The organism is Curtobacterium sp. PhB190 (genome assembly GCF_004365385.1).
Taxonomy (GTDB): domain Bacteria; phylum Actinomycetota; class Actinomycetes; order Actinomycetales; family Microbacteriaceae; genus Curtobacterium.
On the sequence record NZ_SODN01000004.1, the window covers coordinates 1 to 22,834 of the forward strand.

22 protein-coding genes are annotated in these 22,834 nt (G+C 69.9%); 14 read left to right on the forward strand and 8 right to left on the reverse strand.

Annotation, left to right across the window (positions count from 1 at the left end; translation table 11 throughout):
• The first annotated feature begins 400 nt into the window (after positions 1-400).
• Positions 401-1,762, forward strand: coding sequence for a PhoH family protein (locus EDF47_RS07360; RefSeq protein ID WP_208320942.1), 1,362 nt, complete (start codon positions 401-403; stop codon positions 1,760-1,762).
• 107 nt (positions 1,763-1,869) lie between these two features.
• Here the strand turns inward: EDF47_RS07360 and EDF47_RS07365 are convergent, their stop codons facing one another.
• The 4 genes from EDF47_RS07365 to EDF47_RS07380 form a co-directional block, all read right to left on the reverse strand.
• Positions 1,870-3,273, reverse strand: coding sequence for a class II fumarate hydratase (locus tag EDF47_RS07365; RefSeq protein ID WP_133936928.1), 1,404 nt, complete (start codon positions 3,271-3,273; stop codon positions 1,870-1,872).
• A 161-nt stretch (positions 3,274-3,434) separates the two neighbouring features.
• Positions 3,435-4,049 carry a carbonic anhydrase gene (locus EDF47_RS07370; RefSeq protein WP_111084807.1) on the reverse strand — a complete coding sequence of 205 codons (615 nt, stop codon included), beginning with the start codon at positions 4,047-4,049 and terminating at the stop codon, positions 3,435-3,437.
• A 76-nt stretch (positions 4,050-4,125) separates the two neighbouring features.
• A complete protein-coding gene (locus EDF47_RS07375; protein ID WP_123340653.1) occupies positions 4,126-4,761 on the reverse strand; it encodes a DUF4245 domain-containing protein in 636 nt (211 codons plus the stop codon).
• Positions 4,758-5,003 carry an exodeoxyribonuclease VII small subunit gene (locus tag EDF47_RS07380; RefSeq protein WP_111084805.1) on the reverse strand — a complete coding sequence of 82 codons (246 nt, stop codon included), beginning with the start codon at positions 5,001-5,003 and terminating at the stop codon, positions 4,758-4,760. The genes EDF47_RS07375 and EDF47_RS07380 overlap by 4 nt, the downstream gene beginning before the upstream one ends.
• Positions 5,004-5,084: 81 nt before the next feature.
• Here EDF47_RS07380 and EDF47_RS07385 point away from each other — a divergent pair, with 81 nt between their 5' ends.
• Entirely contained in the window at positions 5,085-5,840 is a 756-nt protein-coding gene (locus tag EDF47_RS07385; RefSeq protein ID WP_133936926.1) for an alpha/beta hydrolase, read from the forward strand.
• A gap of 25 nt (positions 5,841-5,865) precedes the next feature.
• Here the strand turns inward: EDF47_RS07385 and xseA are convergent, their stop codons facing one another.
• Positions 5,866-7,143 carry an exodeoxyribonuclease VII large subunit gene (gene xseA, locus EDF47_RS07390; RefSeq protein WP_131878239.1) on the reverse strand — a complete coding sequence of 426 codons (1,278 nt, stop codon included), beginning with the start codon at positions 7,141-7,143 and terminating at the stop codon, positions 5,866-5,868.
• A 131-nt stretch (positions 7,144-7,274) separates the two neighbouring features.
• On the opposite strand from xseA, the gene EDF47_RS07395 reads away from it, so the two are divergent.
• On the forward strand, positions 7,275-8,333 hold the full coding sequence (locus EDF47_RS07395) for a 4-hydroxy-3-methylbut-2-enyl diphosphate reductase (protein ID WP_131845537.1): 1,059 nt from the start codon (positions 7,275-7,277) through the stop codon (positions 8,331-8,333).
• Positions 8,330-9,094: a DUF6264 family protein gene (locus EDF47_RS07400; protein WP_133936924.1), complete on the forward strand. Its 765-nt coding sequence runs from the start codon at positions 8,330-8,332 to the stop codon at positions 9,092-9,094. Before EDF47_RS07395 ends, EDF47_RS07400 begins: the two co-directional genes overlap by 4 nt.
• A 224-nt stretch (positions 9,095-9,318) precedes the next feature.
• Here EDF47_RS07400 and EDF47_RS07405 read toward each other — a convergent pair whose 3' ends face one another.
• Complete coding sequence (locus EDF47_RS07405) at positions 9,319-10,578, reverse strand: M18 family aminopeptidase (protein ID WP_133936922.1); 1,260 nt, start codon at positions 10,576-10,578, stop codon at positions 9,319-9,321.
• Between the two features lie 93 nt (positions 10,579-10,671).
• Complete coding sequence (gene fbaA, locus EDF47_RS07410; RefSeq protein WP_133936920.1) at positions 10,672-11,700, reverse strand: class II fructose-bisphosphate aldolase; 1,029 nt, start codon at positions 11,698-11,700, stop codon at positions 10,672-10,674.
• Positions 11,701-11,859: 159 nt separating this feature from the next.
• On the opposite strand from fbaA, the gene glpX reads away from it, so the two are divergent.
• From glpX to EDF47_RS07440, 6 genes are all read left to right on the forward strand, one after another.
• Positions 11,860-12,849: a class II fructose-bisphosphatase gene (glpX, locus tag EDF47_RS07415; protein WP_111084799.1), complete on the forward strand. Its 990-nt coding sequence runs from the start codon at positions 11,860-11,862 to the stop codon at positions 12,847-12,849.
• 204 nt (positions 12,850-13,053) lie between these two features.
• Positions 13,054-14,532, forward strand: a complete 1,479-nt coding sequence (locus tag EDF47_RS07420; protein ID WP_347876470.1) for a GH-E family nuclease — start codon at positions 13,054-13,056, stop codon at positions 14,530-14,532.
• 9 nt (positions 14,533-14,541) lie between these two features.
• Positions 14,542-15,312, forward strand: a complete 771-nt coding sequence (locus tag EDF47_RS07425) for an ankyrin repeat domain-containing protein (protein ID WP_133936916.1) — start codon at positions 14,542-14,544, stop codon at positions 15,310-15,312.
• Positions 15,309-15,857, forward strand: a complete 549-nt coding sequence (locus EDF47_RS07430) for a suppressor of fused domain protein (protein ID WP_123939000.1) — start codon at positions 15,309-15,311, stop codon at positions 15,855-15,857. The genes EDF47_RS07425 and EDF47_RS07430 overlap by 4 nt, the downstream gene beginning before the upstream one ends.
• 161 nt (positions 15,858-16,018) lie before the next feature.
• On the forward strand, positions 16,019-16,384 hold the full coding sequence (locus EDF47_RS07435) for an SMI1/KNR4 family protein (RefSeq protein WP_123938999.1): 366 nt from the start codon (positions 16,019-16,021) through the stop codon (positions 16,382-16,384).
• A 3-nt stretch (positions 16,385-16,387) separates the two neighbouring features.
• Positions 16,388-16,936, forward strand: coding sequence for an RNA 2'-phosphotransferase (locus EDF47_RS07440; protein WP_133936914.1), 549 nt, complete (start codon positions 16,388-16,390; stop codon positions 16,934-16,936).
• A 15-nt stretch (positions 16,937-16,951) separates the two neighbouring features.
• Here EDF47_RS07440 and rmuC read toward each other — a convergent pair whose 3' ends face one another.
• Positions 16,952-18,214 carry a DNA recombination protein RmuC gene (gene rmuC, locus EDF47_RS07445; protein ID WP_123938997.1) on the reverse strand — a complete coding sequence of 421 codons (1,263 nt, stop codon included), beginning with the start codon at positions 18,212-18,214 and terminating at the stop codon, positions 16,952-16,954.
• Between the two features lie 189 nt (positions 18,215-18,403).
• Between rmuC and iolC the strand changes: the two genes are divergently transcribed.
• Genes iolC through iolB form a run of 4 tightly spaced genes read left to right on the forward strand, consistent with a single transcriptional unit; the run spans position 18,404 to position 22,833 of the window.
• Positions 18,404-19,435, forward strand: a complete 1,032-nt coding sequence (iolC, locus tag EDF47_RS07450; protein ID WP_133936912.1) for a 5-dehydro-2-deoxygluconokinase — start codon at positions 18,404-18,406, stop codon at positions 19,433-19,435.
• Entirely contained in the window at positions 19,428-20,384 is a 957-nt protein-coding gene (locus EDF47_RS07455; RefSeq protein WP_200849152.1) for a deoxyribose-phosphate aldolase, read from the forward strand. Before iolC ends, EDF47_RS07455 begins: the two co-directional genes overlap by 8 nt.
• A complete protein-coding gene (locus EDF47_RS07460) occupies positions 20,381-21,892 on the forward strand; it encodes a CoA-acylating methylmalonate-semialdehyde dehydrogenase (RefSeq protein ID WP_200849151.1) in 1,512 nt (503 codons plus the stop codon). Before EDF47_RS07455 ends, EDF47_RS07460 begins: the two co-directional genes overlap by 4 nt.
• A gap of 8 nt (positions 21,893-21,900) precedes the next feature.
• Positions 21,901-22,833 carry a 5-deoxy-glucuronate isomerase gene (iolB, locus tag EDF47_RS07465; protein WP_133936910.1) on the forward strand — a complete coding sequence of 311 codons (933 nt, stop codon included), beginning with the start codon at positions 21,901-21,903 and terminating at the stop codon, positions 22,831-22,833.
• The last annotated feature ends 1 nt before the right edge of the window (position 22,834 follow it).

Consider the following 22,834-nt stretch of genomic DNA (forward strand, 5'->3'; position numbering starts at 1 on the left):
ACGCCTCGACGCCATGACGCCGAGAGAAGCTCTCGACGAGCTACTCTCGGCGTCACTGACAGGCGGTGTTGCACCGACCACTTGAATCCACCCGGGAACGGTTCGCGGAGATCTGTCGCTTTCGCGGATCTGGACGTGCGGAAGGGCGGACGGGAGGCGCGGGGCGGCGCCGCCACGGGCCTCCCGTCCGGCGGTCGGCCACGTCGACTGCCGGAGTCACGTTGTTCACGTGACCGTAACGCCGGAAACCGCGTGTCGCTGGCGGGGTGTCGGAGGGCGGACGTACGTTGTCCCCATCGGGCACCGCGCCCGATCGAAGCGGCCACAGTCGGTGCTTCGGGACCCGCTCCACGGCCGCGTTCGAGGACATGGACCGGGCTGCTCGCGGCCCGGGGATGGAGTGGTCGTGACCTCTCAGAACGTCTCTCGCGGAACCCAGCACCAGCCCACCGCGGACTCGTCCACGTCGGTCGCCCAGCGCACGTACGTGCTCGACACATCGGTGCTCCTCAGCGATCCGCGGGCCTTGTTCCGCTTCGCCGAGCACGCGGTGATCCTGCCCGTCGTGGTCGTCAGCGAACTCGAGTCGAAGCGCAACGACCCGGAGATCGGGTACTTCGCGCGGCAGGCCCTGCGGCTGCTGGACGAGATGCGCATCGAACACGAACGGCTCGACTTCCCGATCGCGCTCGGTGACGGCGGTTCCTTCCGCGTCGAGCTGAACCACTCCAACCAGTCCGTCCTGCCGTCCGGGCTGCAGCTCGGCGACAACGACTCCCGCATCCTCGCCGTCGCCTCGAACCTGCAGAACGACGGGCTCGACGTGGTCGTCGTGTCGAAGGACCTGCCCCTGCGCGTCAAGGCGTCGTCGATCGGCATGGCGGCCGAGGAGTACCGAGCCGAGCTCGCGGTCGACTCCGGCTACACCGGCATCGCCGACCTGCAGGTCTCGGGCGAACAGATGGCCGATCTGTACGAGAAGGAGGAGATCCGCTCCGTCCAGCTCGACGGCGTGCCGGTCAACACCGGTGTCGTCATCCACTCCGAGCGCGGTTCGGCCCTCGGTCGCGTGCACACCGCCGGTTCCGTCGCCCTGGTCCGTGGCGACCGCGAGGTCTTCGGGTTGCGCGGCCGCTCCGCCGAGCAGCGGCTCGCGATCGACGCCCTGCTCGACTCCGAGATCGGCATCGTGTCCCTGGGCGGCAGCGCCGGCACGGGCAAGTCCGCGTTGGCCCTGTGCGCCGGGCTCGAAGCGGTGCTCGAGCGGCAGCAGCACAAGAAGATCATGGTGTTCCGGCCGCTGTACGCCGTGGGTGGCCAGGACCTCGGGTTCCTGCCCGGTGACGCCGGCGAGAAGATGAACCCGTGGGCGCAGGCGGTCTACGACACCCTCGGGTCGGTGGTGTCCGACAACGTCCTCGACGAGGTGATCGAGCGCGGCTTGATCGAGGTCCTGCCGCTCACGCACATCCGAGGTCGGTCCCTGCACGACGCGTTCGTGATCGTCGACGAGGCACAGTCGCTCGAACGGAACGTGCTGCTCACCATGCTCTCCCGCATCGGGCAGAACTCCCGCGTGGTGCTCACCCACGACGTCGCGCAGCGCGACAACCTCCGGGTCGGACGGCACGACGGCATCGCGAGCGTCATCGAGCGGCTGAAGGGCCACCCGCTGTTCGCCCACGTCACGCTGACGCGGTCGGAGCGCTCCGCGATCGCCGCCCTCGTGACGGACCTGCTGGACTCGCCCGACCTGGTGTAGCGCCCGGCTGTTCCCCACACACGAAAGCGACAGATCTCCGCGAACAGTTCGCGGAGATCTGTCGCTTTGGCGGAGGGGTCAGCGCGGAGGGGTTGCGCGGCAGGAGCTCAGTTCGGGTGGGTCATGGACAGGACGTCCAGTGCCGCGTCGAGCTGCTCCTCGGTGACCTCGCCACGCTCGACGTGGCCGAGTGCCATGACGGCCTGGCGGACGGTGATGCCCTCGGCGACGGCGTACTTCGCGACCTTGGCCGCGGCCTCGTAGCCGATGACCCGGTTGAGCGGGGTGACGATCGACGGCGACGACTCGGCGAACGCCCGGGCCCGCTCGAGGTTCGCCTGCAGCCCGTCGATGGTCTTGTCGGCCAGCACCCGCGAGCTGTTCGCCAGCAGGCGGATCGACTCGAGCAGCGCCGTCCCCATCACGGGGATCGCGACGTTGAGCTCGAACGCACCGGACGCACCCGCCCAGGCGATGGTGGCGTCGTTGCCGATGACCCGCGCGCCCACCATCAGGGTGGCCTCGGGGATCACCGGGTTGACCTTGCCGGGCATGATCGACGAGCCCGGCTGCAGGTCGGGGATGTGCAGTTCGCCGAGCCCGGTGTTCGGGCCCGACCCCATCCAGCGCAGGTCGTTGTTGATCTTCGTCAGGCTGACCGCGAGCACCTTGAGCGCCCCGGAGGCCTCGACCAGCGCGTCGCGCGCGCCCTGGGCCTCGAAGTGGTCGACGGCCTCGGTGATCGGCAATCCGGTGTCGCTCGCGAGCTGGGCGATGACCCGCTGCGGGAAGCCCTTCGGGGTGTTGATGCCGGTGCCGACGGCGGTGCCGCCGAGCGGGACCTCGGCGACGCGGGGGAGCGTCGCGGTGACCCGCTCGATGCCCAGGCGGATCTGGCGTGCGTAGCCGCCGAACTCCTGGCCGAGGGTGACCGGGGTGGCGTCCATCAGGTGCGTGCGGCCGGACTTCACGGCGTCGGCCCACAGCGTCGCCTTGGCCTCGAGCGACTCGGCGAGGTGCTCGAGCGCCGGGACGAGCGAGCGCAGCAGGGCTTCGGTCACGGCGACGTGCACCGAGGTCGGGAACACGTCGTTCGAGGACTGCGAGGCGTTGACGTGGTCGTTCGGGTGCACCGCGGTGCCGCCGATGTCCGACGCCAGCGTGGCCAGGACCTCGTTCATGTTCATGTTCGACGAGGTGCCGCTGCCGGTCTGGTACACGTCGACGGGGAACTGGTCGTGGTGCTGCCCACCGATGATCAGGTCCGCCGCGCCCGCGATGGCGTCGGCGACGGCGGGCTCGACGATGCCGAGCTCGCCGTTCACGATGGCCGCAGCGCGCTTGATGCGGGCGAGCGCCACGATCTGGGCCGACTCGAGCCCGGTGCCCGAGATGGGGAAGTTCTCGACAGCGCGCTGGGTCTGGGCGCGGTACAACGCCGACTTCGGCACCCGCACCTCGCCCATGGTGTCGTGCTCGATGCGGAACTCGGTCTCGGTGGTGTCGGTCACGTCGTCGTGGTCCTTCCTGGGGTGCTCGCCGGACGCGGTCGCGTCGGGGGACTGCGCCGGCGCACGAGGTCTCCGTGGGTCACGGAACCGGCGCCGGGCGTCTCGTTCGACTGTACCGGTGCGACGGATGTGGGACGTGCGGGTGCGGCGCCGAGGGGCCGTCAGGCGTTGCCGACCACCGTGTCGATCGTGACCTCGCCCGTGCCGAGGTCGTAGGTCGCGCCGACGACGGCCAGCCGGCCCTCGGCGATCGCGTCGGAGACGGCACCGGAGCGCTCGAGCACCTGGCGGAGCGTGGCCTCGAGGTGGGCGGCGCCGATCGCTTCCTGCGGGAGCTCGGCGTCGGTGGCGCGGACCTTCTCGACGCTCGGGGCGATGGCGTCGACCAGGGCCTGCAGGTGCGGCGCGGGGACCGGCTCACCCGAGCGGGCGGCGGCGACGGCACCGCACCGGGTGTGGCGCAGGACGACGACGAGCGGGGTGCCGAGCGCGACGACCGCGAACTCGATCGACCCGAGCACGACGTCGTCGACGATCTGCCCGGCGTTGCGGATGGCGAAGAGGTCACCGATGCCCGCGTCGAACACGTGCTCGAACGGCACGCGCGAGTCGGAGCAGCCGAGGACGGTCGCGAACGGCGCCTGCGACCCCTGGAGCTCGGTGCGGCGGTCGGGGTCCGTGCGGCCCATGCGGCGCTTGTCGGCGGCGAAGCGGGCGTTGCCGTCGACGAGCAGGCGCAGGGCGTCGGACGGGGTGGAGGCGGCGCGGTCGGGCATGGGGCTCCTCGGATCGGGTCGGATGAGGTCGAGTGGTCGGGCGCCGGGGTGTCCGGCAGGATTCGTCCGGCGGTCGCTACTGGGAGAACTGCTTCGTCACGGCCGTGGCCACGGTGCGGTACGACGAGTCGTCGGCGGTGCCGGAGAGCACGATCGTGTTGGTGCCGAACGTGGACACGAGCGAGTACGCGTGGTTGCCGGCATCCGAGCCCTCGGCCCGTCGGTCGTACACGGTCCACTTGGTGCCGTCGATGACGCGGGTGCCGGTCGACGGTCGCTGGTCGAGCTGGTTCGAGACCCACGAGCCGTTCGCGTCCACGCCCTGCTGCAGGCTGAGGTACTGCTTGTCCGGCGTCACGAACCCGACGGTCCAGACGTCGACGTCGTCCGAGGTCTTGTCGGAGAAGTCGGCCCGGTTCGACGTGAAGCCGCTCGGCAGGTCGGGGGCGGCGAGGGTGATGTCGCCGACGTGGGCATCGGCCGCGATCTGCTGGTAGTCGACGGTGCGGTCGACCGTGGTGTTCGGCCGCACGACCACGGCGACGAGGAACAGCACGATGCCGAGCGACGCGATGAGCGCGATCACGAGGTTGAAGGCCGTCTGGTGCTGGCGGCGAGCGGTCCGTGCGGCGTCCTTGCGGGCCCAGGTCTCCTCTGCCGTCTCGGGTCGGCCGAGCTCGGCGACGATCGGGCGACCGTTCGCGTCGGTCATCGGGCGGAGCCGTCCTCGGCGCTGCTGGCCGCGCGGGCCGCGTCGAGCCGGGCACGAGCGCCGACGAGCCACTCTTCGCAGCGGGCGGCCAGGGCCTCGCCGCGCTCCCAGAGCGACAGCGAGCGCTCGAGGGTCGCGGAGCCCTGTTCGAGCTCGCTCACGACGCGCACGAGTTCGTCGCGGGCTGCTTCGTAGCTCAGCGACTGGACGTCGGTCTGCTCGGGTTCCTGCTGGGATGGCACGACTCGATCCTACCGAGGGTCCACCGACTGACCGACGTGCCCGCTGCGCCTGGGGAGAACACCGGCCGGTAGGGTCGCGCCATGACAGATCTCCCCGAGGGCGTGGACTGGTACCCGGCACCGGACGGACCGAGCGCTGGGCGCGACGGGCTGCCGGGCCGCCCCTCGCTCGCGGTCGTCCTGCCCGGCGGCGGGTACGGCATGCACGCTCCGCACGAGGGTGAGGGGTACGCCCGCTGGCTGAACGGGATCGGCATCGACGCGGTCGTGTTCGCGTACCCGCTCGCCCCGCACCGCCACCCGGACGCCGTGGTGGCGACCCGAGCGCTCGTCCGTGACCTGCGTGCCGGACGCTGGGCGGGCCTCCCGTCCGATCCGCGGATCGTCGTGATCGGTTCGTCGGCAGGCGGGCACCTCGCGGCCCTCGTGTCGAACGCACCGACGCCGGCCGAGCGCGCCGTGTCGGACGTCGACGACCGACCCGACCTGACGGTGCTCTGCTACCCGGTGACGTCGATGACGGACCACCCGCACGTCGGCAGCTCCGACAACCTGCTCGGACCGGGCGCGAGCGTCCGCGAGCGGTCCGCGGTGGACGCGGACCTGCTCGTCGACGACCGGACCCCGCCGACCTTCCTGTGGCACACGGCCGAGGACGAGCACGTGCCGGTGACGCACTCGCTGTCCTACGCACACGCGCTGGCGCGGCACGGGGTGCCGTTCGACCTGCACGTGTTCGAGCGCGGGGTGCACGGCATCGGGCTCGCCGAGGGCCTCGGGCCGGCCGAGGCGTGGAGCACGTTGGCGACGACCTGGCTGCGCGACCGCGGCTGGTGACCAGGCCGTCGGCGACCCCGACGCGTCAGGCAGCCGGACCCGACCCGTCCGGACCCGGCCCGGCCGAACCCGACCCGTCCGGACCCGGCCCGTCCGGCTCGAGCGTTCCGGTCGCCGTCCCCGCGCCGAGCGTGACGTGCACCGGCGTCTGCCCGGTGAGGTCGTCGGACGACCGCACCACGCCGCCGTCGGCCCGCTGCACGATCGCGTAGCCGCGGCGCAGGGTGTCGCGCGGCGACAGTGCTCGGAGCCTGGCGGTCAGGTGCCCGACCTCGGAGTGGCCGCGCTCGAGCCGACGATCGAGCAGCTCCCGCGACCGGGAGAGGTCGCGGGCCACTTCCTCCGCGCGGGTGTCGACGAGCCACGCCGTCGACGCGAGCGCCGGGCGTGACCGGAGTGCTGCGATCCGGTCGGCCTCGACCGCGAGCGTCTGCGACAACCGCAGGCCGATGCGGGCGCGGGCCTGCCGGACGTTCGCGAGCTCCTCCGCGACGTCGGGCACGACGCGCTTGGCGGCGTCGGTCGGGGTCGAGGCGCGGAGGTCCGCGACCTCGTCGAGGATGGGACGGTCGGCCTCGTGCCCGATGGCCGACACGATCGGGGTGCTCGCTGCTGCTGCTGCGCGGACGAGTCCTTCGTCGCTGAAGCCGAGCAGGTTCTGGAAGTCGCCGCCACCGCGGGCGATGATGATGACGTCCACCGTCGGGTCGGCGTCGAGCTCGAGGATCGCCGCCGTGACCTCGCCCACGGTCCGCTCGCCCTGCACCGCGGTGTGGACGGTGCGGAACTCGACCTGTGGCCACCGGAGCTGCGCGTTGCGCTTGACGTCCTTCTCGGCGTCGGAGTCCTTGCCGGTGATCAGGCCGATCCGGTGCGGCAGGAACGGCAGACGCTTCTTGCGTGCGGGGTCGAACAGCCCCTCTTCGCCCAGGGTCCGGCGCAGTCGTTCGAGCCGTTCGAGCAGGTCACCGAGGCCGACGTGCTTCATCTCGACGACCTGCATGGTCAGCGAGCCGCCCTTGACCCAGTAGTTCGGCTTGACCGCTGCGACGACCCGGTCGCCCTGCTTGATGTCCGCCGGCACCCGGGACCGCACGCTCGACCAGATCGAGAACGACACCGTCGCATCGACCTCGACGTCCTTGAGCTTGCCGTACACGTTGCCGCCGGCGACGTTCCACTGCGTGATCTCGCCCTCGATCCACGCGGTGCCGAGCCGGTCGATCCAGTCGCGGAGCTTCGCGCCGAGGAGCGCGACCGGCCACGGGTTGTCGGCCGTCGGCGGGCCTTGTTCGATCGCCATGTCGCTCCTTCTCGTGCGGGACGTCCATCGTGCCCGACACCGGTGACAGCGGGCGAGCGGCGGGTTCTCCACAGCCGGCCCCCGCGCCCAGGTCGCGTGCGTCCCGCTCACCTATCATCGGGGACGTGACGATCACCAACGGCCACACGGTCCCGCTCGCCCCACCGCGTGTGCACGCGGCGCGTGGGCGACTGCGTGACGAGCCGGTCGCCGGTCCGAAGAAGGTGCTGCTCGCGGCACCCCGTGGCTACTGCGCCGGGGTCGACCGGGCGGTGGTGGCGGTCGAGAAGGCGCTCGAGCAGTACGGCGAGCCCGTCTACGTCCGCAAGCAGATCGTCCACAACGTCCACGTCGTGTCGACCCTCGAGCAGCGCGGTGCGGTGTTCGTCGACGACGTCGCCGAGGTCCCGCGCGGTTCGCACGTCGTCTTCAGCGCCCACGGCGTCTCACCCGCCGTCGTGGCCGGTGCCGCCGACCGCGACCTGCATGCCATCGACGCCACCTGCCCCCTGGTCACCAAGGTCCACCGCGAGGCCACCCGGTTCGCCAAGGCCGAGCGGACCATCATCCTGATCGGGCACACCGGCCACGAAGAGGTCGAGGGCACGATGGGCCACGCCCCCGAGCGCACGATCCTGGTCAACGGCCCGGACGACGTCGCCGCGCTCGACGTCCCCGATCCCGACAACCTCGTCTGGTTGTCGCAGACCACGCTGAGCGTCGACGAGACGATGGAGACCGTCCGCCTGCTGCGCGAGAAGTACCCGACCATCCAGGATCCGCCGTCCGACGACATCTGCTACGCCACCCAGAACCGCCAGGTCGCGATCAAGAAGGTCGCCCCGGGCACCGACCTGGTGATCGTCGTCGGCTCCGCGAACTCGTCGAACAGCGTCCGTCTGGTCGAGGTCGCCCTGGAGCACGGGGCGAAGGCCGCGCACCGCGTCGACTACGCGGAGGAAATCCGCCAGGAGTGGCTCGACGGCGTCGCCACCGTCGGCGTCACGAGCGGCGCGTCTGTCCCCGAAGAGCTCGTCGCCGAGGTCCTCGAACAACTCGCCGACGCCGGGTACGGCGCCGTGGAAGAAGTGGTGACCGCACACGAAGACCTGATGTTCTCGCTCCCCAAGGAGCTCCGCACCGACGCGTCGGGCAACCCGACGCGCGCGCTCGGCGGGCGTCGGGCATGAGCGGCGCGGACGGCTGGGGCTCGGTGCCGCAGCGCGAGCCGGGTCACGTCGACGACACGGCGGCACCCGGCCAGGAGGCCCGGGGCACGTCCCCGACGACGGCCGCCGGTGCCGTCAGCGGCCGGGTCCACGGCCGACCCGCCCCCGCGTACGGCGAGTACGCGCCCGAGGGATGGGTCAACCCGGTCCTGGTCGAACAGGAACGTCAGGAGCGCGAGCAGCAGGAGCGCGACCGCCGCCAGCAGGCGGCGAGCCAGGCCGGGCAGGACGGCGCGACCGCGTACCGGTCCGGTGCCGGTGCGCCGACCGGCACCGTGCCTCCAGGCCGACCCGGCGCAGCCGGCGACCCGACCACGGGCGGGCCGCAGCGGTCCGCGTCGACGAGCCGGTTCGGCCGCACGCCCGCCGACTTCGTCCTGACGGTCGGGCTGCTCGCCTTCGGACTCATCTCCGTGGTGCAGTCCCTCGCGGTGACCAACGTCGCGTCGACGGTGCGTCGGACCCTCGAGACGCAGTACACGGCGCTGAACGACCCGAGTGCACTGAGCGGTGCCGCGATCATCGGGGCGATCACGAACGTCGTGGTCTTCGCGCTCGTGGCGTGGTGGTCGATCCGCCGGCTCCGGGCACGCAAGCGCACGTTCTGGGTGCCGATCGTCGGCGCAGTCGTGGCCACGTTCGTGAGCACCATCGCGTTCGTCGTCGTGGTGTTCCAGGACCCGCAGTTCGTCGAGTTCATGATGCGCCAGGCCGGCGCCTGACCCTCGGACCGCCTGACCGCCAGGCTGCTCGCGGCGCTGGCATCCGCGCGTCGAGTGGTCGCAACACGCCGCATGCCCGCCGTCGAGCGGTCACGAAGTGTCGTCCGGCGCCGGGGCCCCCGACAGTTCGTGACCACTCGGTCTTGCGCGCGCGGGGAGTCGCGACCACCCCGGCCCGCGAACGCCGGCCAGGGCTCAGCCGGGCGGGATCAGCCGGGCGGGGCTCAGCCTGCCAGGAACGCCGCGACGGCGCCGTGCAGTGACGCCAGGTCCTCGACGTGCACGAGCTCGCGGATCGAGTGCATCGACAGCAGCCCGACGCCGATGTCGATCGTCGGGATCCCGAGCCGGGTCGCCGCGATCGGGCCGATGGTCGAGCCACCGGGGATCGTGTTGACGTTGACGAACGGCTGCCACGGCACCTCGGCGGTGTCGCACGCGGCGGCCCAGACGGCCTCGCCCTTGGCCTCGGTCATGTAGCGCTGGTTCGCGCTGATCTTCAGCAGCGGACCGGCGCCGGGGCGCGGACGGTTCGTCGGGTCGTGCTTCTCCGGCTGGTTCGGGTGCACCAGGTGCCCGGCGTCGCTCGACAGCAGCCACGAGGCGCGGAACGCTCGAGCGGCCTCGGAGCGGGTGGCGCCGAGACCCTCCTGCACGCGGCCGAGGACGTCCTCGAGGAACGGGCCACCGGCACCGGACGGGGTCGAGGAACCGATCTCCTCGTGGTCGAACGCCGCGAACACGGGGATGTGGTCACCGTCGGCCGGAGCGTCCACGATGCCGCGGAGTCCGGCGTGCACGCTCGTCAGGTTGTCCATCCGGCCCGACGCCAGGAACTCGCGCTCGATGCCGATGCGGGCGGGGGCCTGGGTGTCGGCGAGGAAGAGGTCCCACGAGACTGCATCGTCTCCGAGGCGAGCGCGCAGCCACTCCACGACCGAGGTCCCTCCGGCGTCGCCGTCCACCCCGACGATCGGCAGCGTGTGGCGTTGGCGGTCGATCTCCTTGCCGTCGTTCACCCCGCGGTCGAGGTGGATCGCGAGGTTCGGGATGCGGGCGACCGCGTCGGTGCTGACGAGCCGCACGCTGCCGTCGGCGTCGACGACCCGGCCGGCGATGCGCAGGTCGCGGTCGAACCACGTCGACAGGAGCGCGCCGCCGTAGACCTCGACGTTCAGCTGCTCCCACCCGCCGGTGCGGACTCCGGGGTTCGGCTTGATCCGGAACCCGGGGGAGTCGGTGTGTGCGCCGAGGATCCGGAACGGTGCCGTCGCCGTTGCACCCTCCGGCAGGCGCCACGCGATGACCGCACCGTCGCGGACCACGACGTACGCGCCGGGTTCGGTCGGCCAGGCGTCGAGCTCGGACAGCTCGGTGAACCCGGCTGCGACGAGGCGGTCGCGGGCGGCCGCTGCCGCGTGGAACGCGGTGGGCGACTCGGTGACGAACTGGGCGAACTCGGAGGCGATGGCGTCGACGGTCACCTGCCCATCGTGGCATGCGGTGGAGTCGACCGGACGCAGAACGGGGCACGTCCGTCGGACGCGCCCCGTTCCTCCTGGCAGTTGCTCCCGGTGTCAGCCCTTGGTGTGACCGGCGGAGCCGAGCACCTTCGCGGCCTCGCCCACGCGAGCCGCCATGGCGGACTCGGCGACCTTGCCCCAGGCGCGGGGGTCGTACTGCTTCTTGTTGCCGACCTCGCCGTCGATCTTCAGGACACCCTCGTAGTTCCGGAACATCGAGTCGGCGATCGAGCGCGTGAACGCGTACTGCGTGTCCGTGTCGATGTTCATCTTGATGACGCCGTTGCGGACGGCCTCGTGGATCTCGTCGTCGGTCGAGCCGGAGCCGCCGTGGAAGACGAGGTCGAGGGGGTTCTCGCCAGTGCCGTGCTTGGCTGCGACCGAGGCCTGGATCTCACCGAGGAGCTCGGGGCGGAGCTTCACGTTGCCGGGCTTGTAGACGCCGTGCACGTTGCCGAAGGTCAGCGCGGCGATCCAGCGGCCCTTGTCGCCCAGACCGAGTGCATCGACGACCTTCTCGACGTCGTTCGGGGTCGTGTAGAGGGCGTCGTTCGTGCCCTCGTGCTCGACGCCATCCTCTTCGCCGCCGACGACGCCGATCTCGACCTCGAGGATCGCGTTGATGTTCCGCGTCTTCGACAGCATGGTCTTCGCGATCTCGATGTTCTCGTCGAGCGGCACGGCCGAGCCGTCCCACATGTGCGACTGGAAGATCGGGTTGCGGCCGGCACGGACCTCTTCCTCGCTCGCCGCGATGAGCGGCAGGACGAAGCCGTCGAGGGCGTCCTTCGGGCAGTGGTCGGTGTGCAGCGCGACCGTGATGTCGTAGTTCTTCGCGACCTCGTGGGCGAACTTCGCCATCGCGAGGGCACCGGCGGCACGGTTCTTGATCGTCTGGCCGGCGAAGTAGTCGGCACCGCCCGTCGTGACCTGGAGGATGCCGTCCGAACCGGACTCCTGCAGGCCCTGGAGGACCGCGTTGATGGTCTGCGACGAGGACACGTTGACCGCGGGGTACGCGAACTTGCCCGCCTTCGCGCGTTCGATCATCTCGGCGTACTGTTCCGGCGTTGCGATGGGCACGTGGATCTCCTTCGACTTCGGTGATGTCCCCGCCGATCGTAGTCAGCCGGACTGGAGGGACGGTGCGGGTTACGCGGTCGGCTCGCGTCCGACGTGCACATGCGTGCACGGGCCCGGTGTCCGGACCGCCGGTCGGCCGCCGGTCGGTAGGCTCGGGTCGTGACTCCCTCTACGGAAACCGGCTCCCTGTTCCTCCAGCCCGACCGCAACCTGGCCCTCGAGCTCGTGCGTGCGACGGAGGCCGCCGCGATCCGTGCGCAGCCGTGGGTCGGACGTGGTGAGAAGAACCTCGCCGACGGCGCCGCGGTCGACGCGATGCGCAAGTTCCTCGGCACCGTGAACTTCGACGGCGTCGTCGTCATCGGTGAGGGCGAGAAGGACAACGCCCCGATGCTCTACAACGGCGAGCACGTCGGCAACGGCCACGGCCCGGCCTGCGACATCGCGGTCGACCCGATCGACGGCACCTCGCTCACCGCCGCCGGCCGTCAGAACGCCATCTCCGTCATGGCCGTCTCGGACCGCGGTTCGATGTACGACCCCTCCGCCGTGTTCTACATGGACAAGATCGCCGCCGGCCCCGAGGGTCGCGGGGTCCTGGACCTCGAGAAGCCGATCGGCGAGAACATCCGCGCGCTGGCGAAGGCCAAGGGCAAGGACCTCGAGGACATGGTCGTGGCCGTGCTCGACCGTCCCCGCCACGACGAGCTGATCCGCGCGATCCGTGCGACCGGCGCCGGCACGCGTCTGCTGCTCGACGGTGACGTCGCCGGTGGCATCGCCGCCGCGCTGCCCGGCTCGACGATCGACATGTGCGTCGGTGTCGGTGGCACTCCCGAGGGCATCATCACGGCGTGCGCGATCAAGGCGCTCGGCGGCGTGATCCTCGGCAAGCTGCAGCCGAAGGACGACGAGGAGCGCGAGCGCGCCATCGCCGCCGGCCACGACCTGGACAAGGTCCTCGACCAGGACGACCTGGTCACGGGTGACAACACGTTCTTCGTCGCCACCGGCGTCACCGACGGCGTGCTGGTCGACGGTGTCCGTCGCTCGCGCGGCGTCATCCACACCGACTCGCTCGTGCTGCGGTCCCGCTCGAACACCATCCGCCGGATCCAGGCGGACCACCGCGCGGAGAAGTGGTTCTGATCCCTGCGAGATCCTGATCGGCGCGAGTCATCGCTGAACCGTCGAGACCCGTCCGCACCACGTCGTCGCGTGGCGCGGACGGGTTTTCCCGTGCACGGGACGAGAGCACACGATGATTCGAATCATCGGCATCTGTGACCCCTGATGCGGTCACAACCGCACATCTGTGAAGAAGTGTGCGGAGATCGGACCTGGGGAGGAATGATGGGGCGGCCGTCGGGGTGGGATGTTGTCGATCAGGGTGATGATCCGGTCAAGGGTGATCCGTCGACGTTGCGGATGATGTCGCGGGAGTACCAGCGCATCTCCGACGCAGCGGATGACGCCTCGACCCGGTTGAAGTCGGTCAAGGGGTCCGGGTGGCTGACCGACTGGGAGGGTGAAGCGGCGGACGTGTTCGTCGACGCGATCGAGGACACCCCGTCGGACCTGACCAAGCTCGTCGACTCGTACGAACTCGCCGCGACGGCGTTGTCGGGGTGGGCGGACACGGTCGATGACACCCAGTACCGGGCTGATGGTGCGCTCGCGGACGCGAAGGACGCCTCCGGGGGCCTCGCCGCGGCGCAGGACCGGCTCTCCGATGCGCAGTCGAACCTGTCGCACTACCAGTCGGCGTCGTCTCGCTTGAGCACCGTCGCCGACAAGTACCCGGCTGGGTCCGAGGTGCCGGACGGGGTGGACGTGCCGTCGCCGGCGCAGTTGCGGGCGGCGTCCGACAACGCCTCCGTCGCGCAGGGGTCCGTGTCGTCCGCGCAGGGCGACATCGCGGCGGCGCAGTCGCGGATCGACGCAGCGAAGCGGCTCGTCGCCGATGCGAAGGGTGACTGGCAGGACGCGGAGCAGCGGACCGCGACGAAGATCGGTGAAGCGGCCGACGCGGGGCTGGGGAAGCAGTCCACGTGGGACAAGATCTTCGGGTCCGAGGCGTGGGAGACCATCGTGTCGGTGGCGAAGGTCGTCGTGGCGGTGGGTGGGATCATCGCGATGATCATCCCGGGGCCGTGGACGTTGATCATCGCGGCGATCGCGCTCGTGGTGTTGGCGGACACGTTGTACAAGATGAGCAAGGGTGAAGCCGACGGGTGGGACCTCGCGTTCTCCCTGCTCGACTGCGTCCCGTTGGCCAGCGGTCTGGGACGAACCGCGGCGATCGCGCGGGTAGCTGGCAAGCTCGCAAGCGCTCCGAAGGTGGTCGCCGCCTCGACGAAGGCTGTCGAGACAGGCACGAAGATCAGGAGAACGCTGCGGGACGTCTCCCCAGAACTAGCCGCGCGTGTGCGCGCCAACCCAGCCGTCCGGAGCAGAGTTCAGCTGCGGAAAGACACCAAGTTGGCGATCATCCGGGACGCAGAGCGGACCCCCGACGGTGACATCCTTTCCGGTACCGGTACCGGTACCGTCATCCCGATCAAACGGACGCCGGAGGGGCACCCTGTGCTGCATGATCCGAAGACGGGTCGTCCGTCTGACACCGGCATGACTGTGCCGGAGGCCGGAGCGGTGCATTACGGGCACCGCCCTGGCCACGAGTGGAGCGAGACCCGCATTCATGCCACGGAGAACGGATGGAGTCGACGGCGCGTCATCGAACACGAGAACGATCCGAAGAAGTTCCGGCTCGAGGATCCTGACGAGAACATGTCACATGCGCACGAGGCCGGACGCGGAAGCGCTGGATAGAATCAACCGATGAGCACTGCAACCGACAGTTCTGCTTTCTGGGACGCGATCACGGCCGACGATCCGAGGGCGATCGCGAGGACAGCAGCTGAAGGTTTCGAAGCGTCGGCAGCGTCACGAGTGAACCCGGATGCCATCACGCCGCTCCACTTCGCCGCTCAGAAAGGTGCGGTGCAAGCGATGCGAGCGCTCTTGGACCTCGGGGTGGAGGTAGACGCGCGGGATCGATGGGGGTCGACGGCTCTCCAGCTCGCAGTAGCCAACTCGGGTGACGGCGGAATCGATCCGGTGACCCTCTTGCTCGCTGCCGGAGCCGATCCCTGCTCCGTCAACGACCTTGGCGCGACCCCGCTGAGCTACGCTCGAATCTTTGCGGACGCGCCCGCCGGGATCATCACCGCGCTGCACGGAGACCGGGCGGTCGATGACGACGAGGGGGATGGATCAGTCGTGTTTGAGGCCGCTGCGCGCGGGTCACTCGCCGATATTCAAGCGGCAGTTCGAGGCGATCCGGCCGTGCTCAACTCGACGGTAGATGGGGAGACCCCGCTTCGTCTCCTCGTCCGACGTGCTCTTCCTGTGCGACCAAATCGACCAAACCCGCACCCGCTCGCTGTGGGCGACGCGGTGTCGGGTGCAAATGCGATGTTGAGAGCCGGAGCCAAAGCCCGCAAAGTTGGTGCAGACGGCTTCACCGCTCAAGGGTTCGCGCGAGCATTCCTGGCGCCGAAGCCCCTGATCAAGACCCTTGACGCAGCGGCCAAGAGGGAGCGTGCATGACCCTGCCACGTGTTGTGCAAGACGTAGGATGGATTGCCTCATTCCTCGGAGCCGACGTCGGTACTGCGCAGCAGGTAGGCGAGGTCGATGGAATCGACCTTCTGGCGATCTCCGGCCCCAAGGAACCGTTCGTCGTGGTGATGTCCGCGGGACTGGCTGAGCGTCCGATCGCAAGCATGTTTCCCCAAGAACTCCTCGTGACAGTGCAAGCTGACCACTGGGAGGGCGCGCTCATTCTGCTGCAGACAGCATTGGAAGTCGCCCTTGAACGCGGGCGCGGGTTCACCTACGGGGATCTGGTCGGGAACAGCGAACCGCTTCTCATCGGAACGCGCATCTCGGGCTTGATCGCCGATGTGAACCCGTGGCTCCCGGCCGAGTCAGCGACCCGTCGTGATGGCCGTGAAGTGCAGACCACGTTCGTCTCGATGCTCCCGCTGACGGACGAAGAACTCGAGACGCTCACGCGCACACCAGAGGCTGAGCGCGATTCGGCGCTCGGGAAACTCGATGATCAAGATCTCTTGAACCTCAAGCGGCGATGAACCTCGCGAAGCCGAAGCGGCTGAGGTTCGGATAAGTCGCAAGGCACGAATTGGTCGAAAGCGAATCCAGCTGGGTCTCACGACCTCCCGAAGCTCACCGGAGCACCACAGTGAGGGAACGTCGACTAACAACCGTCGAGGAACGGCAAGTCGAGGCGCGCTTGATCGCACCCGAGGGATTCCAGTACCCCGAGCGCTTCCAACGTGCCCTTGCACAAGACCCGCTTCCCGCCATCGATCCCTTCATGTGGACGTCTGAGTACGAGAGCCAGACAAAGAACTGGGCTGACATCGTTGCGGAGCAGTATCCGACCCGTTCCCTCGTGCCCTTCGCGAAGCACCAGGACACGGACGACGTGTTCTGTTTCGACGGTGGCGACCGTTCGGGCAACCCTCCTGTCCTGATCATCCACACGTTCGCTTCGCCCCGGACGGAATACCGGGGTCAGTGGACGTCGTTCGACGTCTGGTGGGAGGAAATGGAGGAGCACCGAGCAGTGTGGCTCGCGGAGCAGGAAGAGGACTGAGGCATGCCCCGAAAGGACACGTCGATCAGCAAGGCGATGTCGCACGCGTTGCGGCACGAACCGGGTGCGTACGGGCTGGAGCTCGGCGCCGACGGGAGCGTCCCGCTCGCAGATCTCGCCGGAGCCTTGGCGCGGTCGGGCGTGGTCACAACGGTGGAGGACTTGCGCCGCATCGTCGCCGAGTCTGACAAGCAGCGCTTCGCGGTGGAGGGTGACCTGATCCGCGCACAGTACGGCCACTCGACCGACGAGCGCATCGTGAAGCCAATGATCGTGCCGCGACCGGTGCTCTGGCACGCGACTTCTCCCGCGGCGGCTGAGTCGATCCTGCGCGATGGTCTCTCGCCCATGGGGCGCCAGTACGCGCATCTGACGACTGATCGAGAGCTGGCGATGCAAGCGGGTCGACGCAAGTCTCCCGCTCCCGTCCTGCTGCGGGTCGATGCGGGTCGCGCGCACCGGGAAGGCGTCGAGTTCTCGGAAGGCCACGACCGCGTCACGCTGGCGTTGGTCATCCCGCCGCGCTACATCACCGCAGCTGACGAGGCCTGATCCACGGGGTGACGGTCAGTCCTCGTCGACCGCCCCCACCAGCTCCGGCGCCGTGAGCAACCGCGGCTCGTCCTCGATCGACGCCGGGTCCGCGATGACCTTCGACTCGTCGAGCAGCGACAACCGCCGTGCACTCGGCAGCACCTGCCGCTCGAGCGACCCCACGAACCGGTTGTAGTCGACGACGGAGCCCCGGATCGAACGCCCGAGCTTGTCGACGTGTCCCGCCATCGTGGACAGTCGGCCGTAGAGTTCGCGCGAGACCCGGAAGAGCTCGTGCGCCTCTTGCGAGACGACGTCCTGCTGCCACGAGAACGCGACGGTCTTCAGCACGGACCACAGGGTCACGGGTGAGGCGAGGGCGATGCGCTTGCGGAAGGCGTGGTCGAGCAGGCCTGGGTCGGCGGCGAGGGCGCTCGAGATGAGGGACTCGGACGGGATGAAGGCGACGGTGAGCTCGGGGGAGGCGTCGTACCCGGTCCAGTACTCGCGCGCGGCCAGGGCGTCGACGTGCGCGCGGAGCGCCTTGACGTGCTGCCCGATGAGCTGGTCGCGGCGAGCACCCTCGGCGCCGGTAGCCGTCACCGGGATCTCGGCGGCCTGCAGGTACGCACTGAACGGCACCTTGGCGTCGACGGCGATGGTCTTGCCGCCGGGCAGGTGCACGACCATGTCGGGGCGGGCGGTGCCGGCCGAGGTGGTGACCGAGGACTGCACGTCGAAGTCGACCCGTTCGAGCAACCCGGCGGCCTCGACCACGTTGCGCAGCTGCGTCTCGCCCCACACCCCGCGGGTGCTGTTCGACGACAGGGCACTGGCCAGGGTGTCGGCCGTGGCGCGCAGGCGTTCCTCGGACTCGGCGGCCGAGCGGAGCTGGGCGGACAGGGCGCCGTACTGCTCGCTGCGGGACTGCTCGAGCTCGGCGATCTTCGTGCGCATGACGTCGAGGGTCTGCGCGACGGGGCTGAGGGCGGACAGCACCTTCGACTCGTTCTGGTTCCGGGCCGAGTCCGCGCCGTGCATGCGCTGCACGAGGTGCTCGAGCTCGGCCGAGCGCCGTTCGAGAGAGTCGACCTGTCGGCGGTACTGGGCGTCCTGCGCGTCGAGGCGTTCCTCGGCGTCGCGCCTGACCTCGTCGAGCCGTGTGCGGAGCGCCTCGGCGCTCGCGCGCGACGCGGCGGCGTCGACGCCGGCGCGCGACCGCGCGAGCGACCAGGCGACGACCGCACCGACGGCGATGCCGATCACGAGACCGATGACCAGGGCGAGGATCTGCATGTCGTGACCTTGGCAGGACCCACCGACACCGGGCCTCCCGGCACACCGACGCCGGGCGTCCCGGCACACCGACGCGGCCACGCGCCCGGCGGGACCAGCCCCGAAAACCATGTCATGACATTAGGGCAAACACGGTGTACAGTCGTGAACGTCCGCCGATGAAGCCGCACGGAAGGTCCACCACGTCGCATGACGAACCCCGCTCCCCACGCCTACGACGTGATCACGATGGGACGCGTCAGCGTCGACATCTACCCGCAGCAGACCGGCCCACTCGAAGACGTCATGACGTTCTCGAAGTCCGTCGGCGGCAGCGCGACCAACGTCGCCATCGCCGCAGCGCGCCACGGTGCCGACGCCGCGGTCATCACCCGCACCGGCAACGACCCCTTCGGCCGGTACATCGCCCGCACCCTGCCGGAGTTCGGCGTCGCGAACGCCTTCGTCGAGACGGTCGAGGGGCTGAACACCCCCGTCGCGTTCTGCGAGATCTTCCCGCCGGACGACTTCCCGCTGTACTTCTACCGTGCCCCGAAGGCGCCGGACCTGATGATCACGGCGAAGTCGCTGCCGCTGCACGAGATCGAGCGGGCGAAGATCTTCTGGACCACGGTGACCGGCCTGAGCGAAGAGCCGAGTCGGCAGGCACACCACGTCGCGTACGAAGCGCGCACAGCCGCGCAGAACAGCACGAAGAACCACACCGTCTTGGACCTGGACTACCGCTCGATGTTCTGGTCGAGCCCCGAGGCCGCGACGCGCGAGGTCGCCGTCGCCCTCGAACACGCCACGGTCGCCGTCGGCAACCGCGAGGAGTGCGAGGTCGCCGTCGGTGAGACCGATCCGGTCCGTGCCGCCGACGCCCTGCTCGAGCGCGGCGTCGAGATCGCCATCGTCAAGCAGGGTCCCAAGGGCGTGCTGGCGAAGACCCGCGACGAGTTCGTCGAGTTCCGCCCGCACCACATCGAGGTCGTCAACGGGCTCGGTTCGGGCGACGGCTTCGGTGGCGCGCTGACCCACGGCCTGCTGCAGGGCTGGGGTCTCGAACGGATCCTCGCCTTCTGCAACGCCGCCGGCGCCATCGTCGCGACCCGGTTCGAGTGCTCGACGGCGATGCCCACGAGCGACGAGATCGAGTCGTTCATCGCCAGCAACCCCGCCGACGGCACGAACCACACCAGCACGGGTGCGACCAACACCGAGGAGAAGACCCATGCCTGAGATCAGCCCCGCTGACTTCCAGCGCCTCCGGGACATCCGCGCCGGACAGCCCGAACTGGTGCGGTCCGTGCTCGACGCTCGGCACAAGCGCTCCCTGCTCGCCGACGACGGCAAGCTCTTCATCGTCGCCGCCGACCACCCGGCACGCGGTGCCCTGGCGGTCCGGAACGACGAGTCCGCCATGGCCGACCGCTACGACCTGCTCGAGCGGCTCGTCACGGCGCTCGGTCGCCCCGGGGTCGACGGGGTGCTCGGGACGCCCGACATCCTCGAGGACCTGGCACTGCTCGGCGCCCTCGACGGCAAGGTCGTCGTCGGGTCGATGAACCGCGGCGGGCTGCGCGGCGCGACGTTCGAGATGGACGATCGCTACACCGCGTACTCGGCGCAGGCCATCAAGGACTCCGGGCTCGACTTCGCCAAGCTCCTGGTGCGCATCGCGCTCGAGGACGCGGGCACGGCCCCGACGCTCGAGGCCACGGCCCGCGCCGTCAGCGAGGCCGCCGCACTCCAGCTGCCGATCATGCTCGAGCCGTTCATGTCCGCGTGGCAGGACGGCCGGGTCGTGAACGACCTGACCGCCGACGCCGTCATCACCTCGATGGCGATCGCCGCGGGCCTGGGGGAGTCCAGCGCCTACAGCTGGCTCAAGATCCCGGTCGTCGACGACATGGAGCGGGTGATGGCGGCGACGACGCTGCCGACGCTCCTGCTCGGTGGCGACCCGTCGAGCAAGCCGCTCGAGACGTACGCCAAGTGGGCCGATGCCCTGGCCCTGCCCGGCGTGCGCGGCCTGGTCGTCGGCCGGACCCTGCTCTACCCGCCGGACGGCGACGTCGCCACCGCGGTCGACGTGGCCGCCGGCCTCGTCCACACCGGGAGCGCCGGCACCGCGAACGCCGGCACCACGCACGAACAAGCCACCACACTCGAAGGAAGCAACGCATGACCACCACGGAGACCGCCACCACCACCGTCGGCCACTGGATCGGCGGCAAGCACGTCGAGTCCGCGTCGGGCAACAGCGCCCCCGTGTACGACCCGGCCCTGGGCGTCGCGACGAAGCAGGTCGCCCTGGCGAACGAGGACGAGATCCAGACCGCCATCGCGAGCGCCAAGGCGGCGTTCCCGGCGTGGAGCAACCTGTCGCTCACCAAGCGCCAGCAGATCCTGTTCTCGTTCCGCGAGATCCTGAACCGCGACAAGGGCGAGCTCGCCGAGATCATCACGAGCGAGCACGGCAAGGTCATCGACGACGCGCTGGGTGAGATCGCCCGTGGGCAGGAGGTCGTGGAGCTCGCGACGAACATCCCGAGCCTGCTCAAGGGCGAGTTCTCCGACCAGGTCTCGACCGGCATCGACGTGTACTCGATCCGGCAGCCGCTCGGCGTCGTGGGCATCATCAGCCCCTTCAACTTCCCGGCGATGGTGCCGCTGTGGTTCCTGCCGATCGCGATCGCCGCGGGCAACACCGTCGTGCTGAAGCCGTCCGAGAAGGACCCGAGCGCCGCCATCTGGCTCGCTGAGAAGTTCTCCGAGGCCGGTCTCCCCGACGGTGTCTTCAACGTCCTCAACGGCGACAAGCTGAGCGTCGACGGCCTGCTCACGAGCCCCGACGTCGAGTCGATCTCGTTCGTCGGTTCGACGCCGATCGCGCAGTACGTCTACGAGACCGGCACGAAGCACGGCAAGCGCGTGCAGGCCCTGGGCGGCGCGAAGAACCACATGCTGGTGCTGCCGGACGCCGACCTCGACCTGGTCGCGGACAACGCCATCAACGCGGGCTTCGGCTCCGCCGGTGAGCGCTGCATGGCGATCTCGGTCGTCGTCGCCGTCGAGCCGGTGGCCGACGAGCTCATCCAGAAGATCAAGGACCGCGCGGCCACCCTGCGCATCGGCGACGGTCGTCGCGGATGCGACATGGGCCCGCTCGTCACGAAGCAGCACCGTGACAAGGTCGCCTCGTACATCGAGGTCGCAGAGCAGGACGGTGCGGTGGTTGTGGTGGACGGCCGCACCGTCCGACCCGACGGCGACGAGAACGGCTTCTGGCTGGGCCCGACGCTGATCGACCAGGTCCCCACCACGAGCCGCGTCTACACCGAGGAGATCTTCGGCCCGGTGCTGAGCGTCGTCCGCGTCGCCACGTACGAAGAGGGCCTCGAGCTCATCAACTCGGGTGCGTACGGCAACGGGACCGCCATCTTCACCAACGACGGCGGCGCTGCCCGTCGCTTCCAGCGCGACGTGCAGGTCGGCATGATCGGCATCAACGTCCCGATCCCCGTGCCGGTCGCGTACTTCTCGTTCGGCGGCTGGAAGAACTCGCTGTTCGGTGACCACAAGGCGTACGGTGCCGACGGCGTGAGCTTCTTCACCCGCCAGAAGGCGATCACGAGCCGCTGGCTCGACCCGTCGCACGGCGGCATCAACCTCGGCTTCCCGTCGAACAACTGAGCCGCAGCATGGCGAACGAACAGCACGAGCACGACCAGTGGTTCATCCCGAAGGGGAGCCGGCCGGAGGCCGGCTGGACCGACGTCGTCGACGGCCGCATCGCAGGATGGGCGCACACCGGGCTCCGGACCGGCACCCTGACGGACGGTGACCCGACCGGTACGCGCGAGTTGCGCCTCCCGGCCGACGCCGTGGAGCGCATCGTCGTGCCGCTCGCCGGGTCGTTCCACGTGACCTACGCGGGCGCCGCCGGTGACGGCGAGCAGGCCCTGCAGGGGCGCGCGAACGTCTTCGAGGGCCCCACCGACGTCCTGTACCTCGGATCGGGCACCGCGGCGACGATCACCGGCGCAGGCCGGTTCGCGGTCGCCGAGGCGCCCACCGACACCGTCAAGCCGACCACGTACGTGGCCCGGCAGGACGTGCCGGTGGAGCTCCGCGGTGCCGGGCAGTCGAGCCGCCAGGTGCACAACTTCGGCACCCCGGCGGCCCTCGACGCGGACAAGTTCATCGTGTGCGAGGTGATCACGCCGGCCGGCAACTGGTCGTCGTACCCGCCGCACAAGCACGACACGAACGTGCCGGGCGAGGAGTCGAACCTCGAGGAGATCTACTACTACGAGTCCGCGGTGGCCCGCGGTGTCTCGGCTCCGACCACCGCCGACCCGTTCGCGCTGCACCGCACGTACGCCTCGGACGACCGTCCGATCGACGAGTTCCGCGAAGTGCGCACCGGCGACGTCGCGCTGGTGCCGCACGGCTGGCACGGTCCCGCCGTCGCCGCCCCCGGCTACGACATGTACTACCTCAACGTGATGGCCGGGCCCGACCCGGAGCGCGTCTGGAACATCACCGACGACCCGGCGCACGGCTGGGTCCGCCAGGCCTGGGCGAGCGAGCAGCTCGACCCGCGCCTGCCCTACGAAAGGAAGCACGCGTGAC

What these genes read in the sequence shown, in the direction of transcription:
- EDF47_RS07375 (WP_123340653.1), bottom strand. Translation starts at nt 4,761, where the DNA reads ATGACCGACGCGAACGGTCGCCCGATCGTCGCCGAGCTCGGCCGACCC.
- xseA (WP_131878239.1), bottom strand. Translation starts at nt 7,143, where the DNA reads ATGGCGATCGAACAAGGCCCGCCGACGGCCGACAACCCGTGGCCGGTC.
- EDF47_RS07455 (WP_200849152.1), top strand. Translation starts at nt 19,428, where the DNA reads ATGCCTGAGATCAGCCCCGCTGACTTCCAGCGCCTCCGGGACATCCGC.
- EDF47_RS07460 (WP_200849151.1), top strand. Translation starts at nt 20,381, where the DNA reads ATGACCACCACGGAGACCGCCACCACCACCGTCGGCCACTGGATCGGC.
- EDF47_RS07420 (WP_347876470.1), top strand. Translation starts at nt 13,054, where the DNA reads ATGGGGCGGCCGTCGGGGTGGGATGTTGTCGATCAGGGTGATGATCCG.
- iolB (WP_133936910.1), top strand. Translation starts at nt 21,901, where the DNA reads ATGGCGAACGAACAGCACGAGCACGACCAGTGGTTCATCCCGAAGGGG.
- iolC (WP_133936912.1), top strand. Translation starts at nt 18,404, where the DNA reads ATGACGAACCCCGCTCCCCACGCCTACGACGTGATCACGATGGGACGC.
- EDF47_RS07370 (WP_111084807.1), bottom strand. Translation starts at nt 4,049, where the DNA reads ATGCCCGACCGCGCCGCCTCCACCCCGTCCGACGCCCTGCGCCTGCTC.
- rmuC (WP_123938997.1), bottom strand. Translation starts at nt 18,214, where the DNA reads ATGCAGATCCTCGCCCTGGTCATCGGTCTCGTGATCGGCATCGCCGTC.
- EDF47_RS07385 (WP_133936926.1), top strand. Translation starts at nt 5,085, where the DNA reads ATGACAGATCTCCCCGAGGGCGTGGACTGGTACCCGGCACCGGACGGA.
- EDF47_RS07425 (WP_133936916.1), top strand. Translation starts at nt 14,542, where the DNA reads ATGAGCACTGCAACCGACAGTTCTGCTTTCTGGGACGCGATCACGGCC.
- EDF47_RS07400 (WP_133936924.1), top strand. Translation starts at nt 8,330, where the DNA reads ATGAGCGGCGCGGACGGCTGGGGCTCGGTGCCGCAGCGCGAGCCGGGT.
- EDF47_RS07430 (WP_123939000.1), top strand. Translation starts at nt 15,309, where the DNA reads ATGACCCTGCCACGTGTTGTGCAAGACGTAGGATGGATTGCCTCATTC.
- EDF47_RS07440 (WP_133936914.1), top strand. Translation starts at nt 16,388, where the DNA reads ATGCCCCGAAAGGACACGTCGATCAGCAAGGCGATGTCGCACGCGTTG.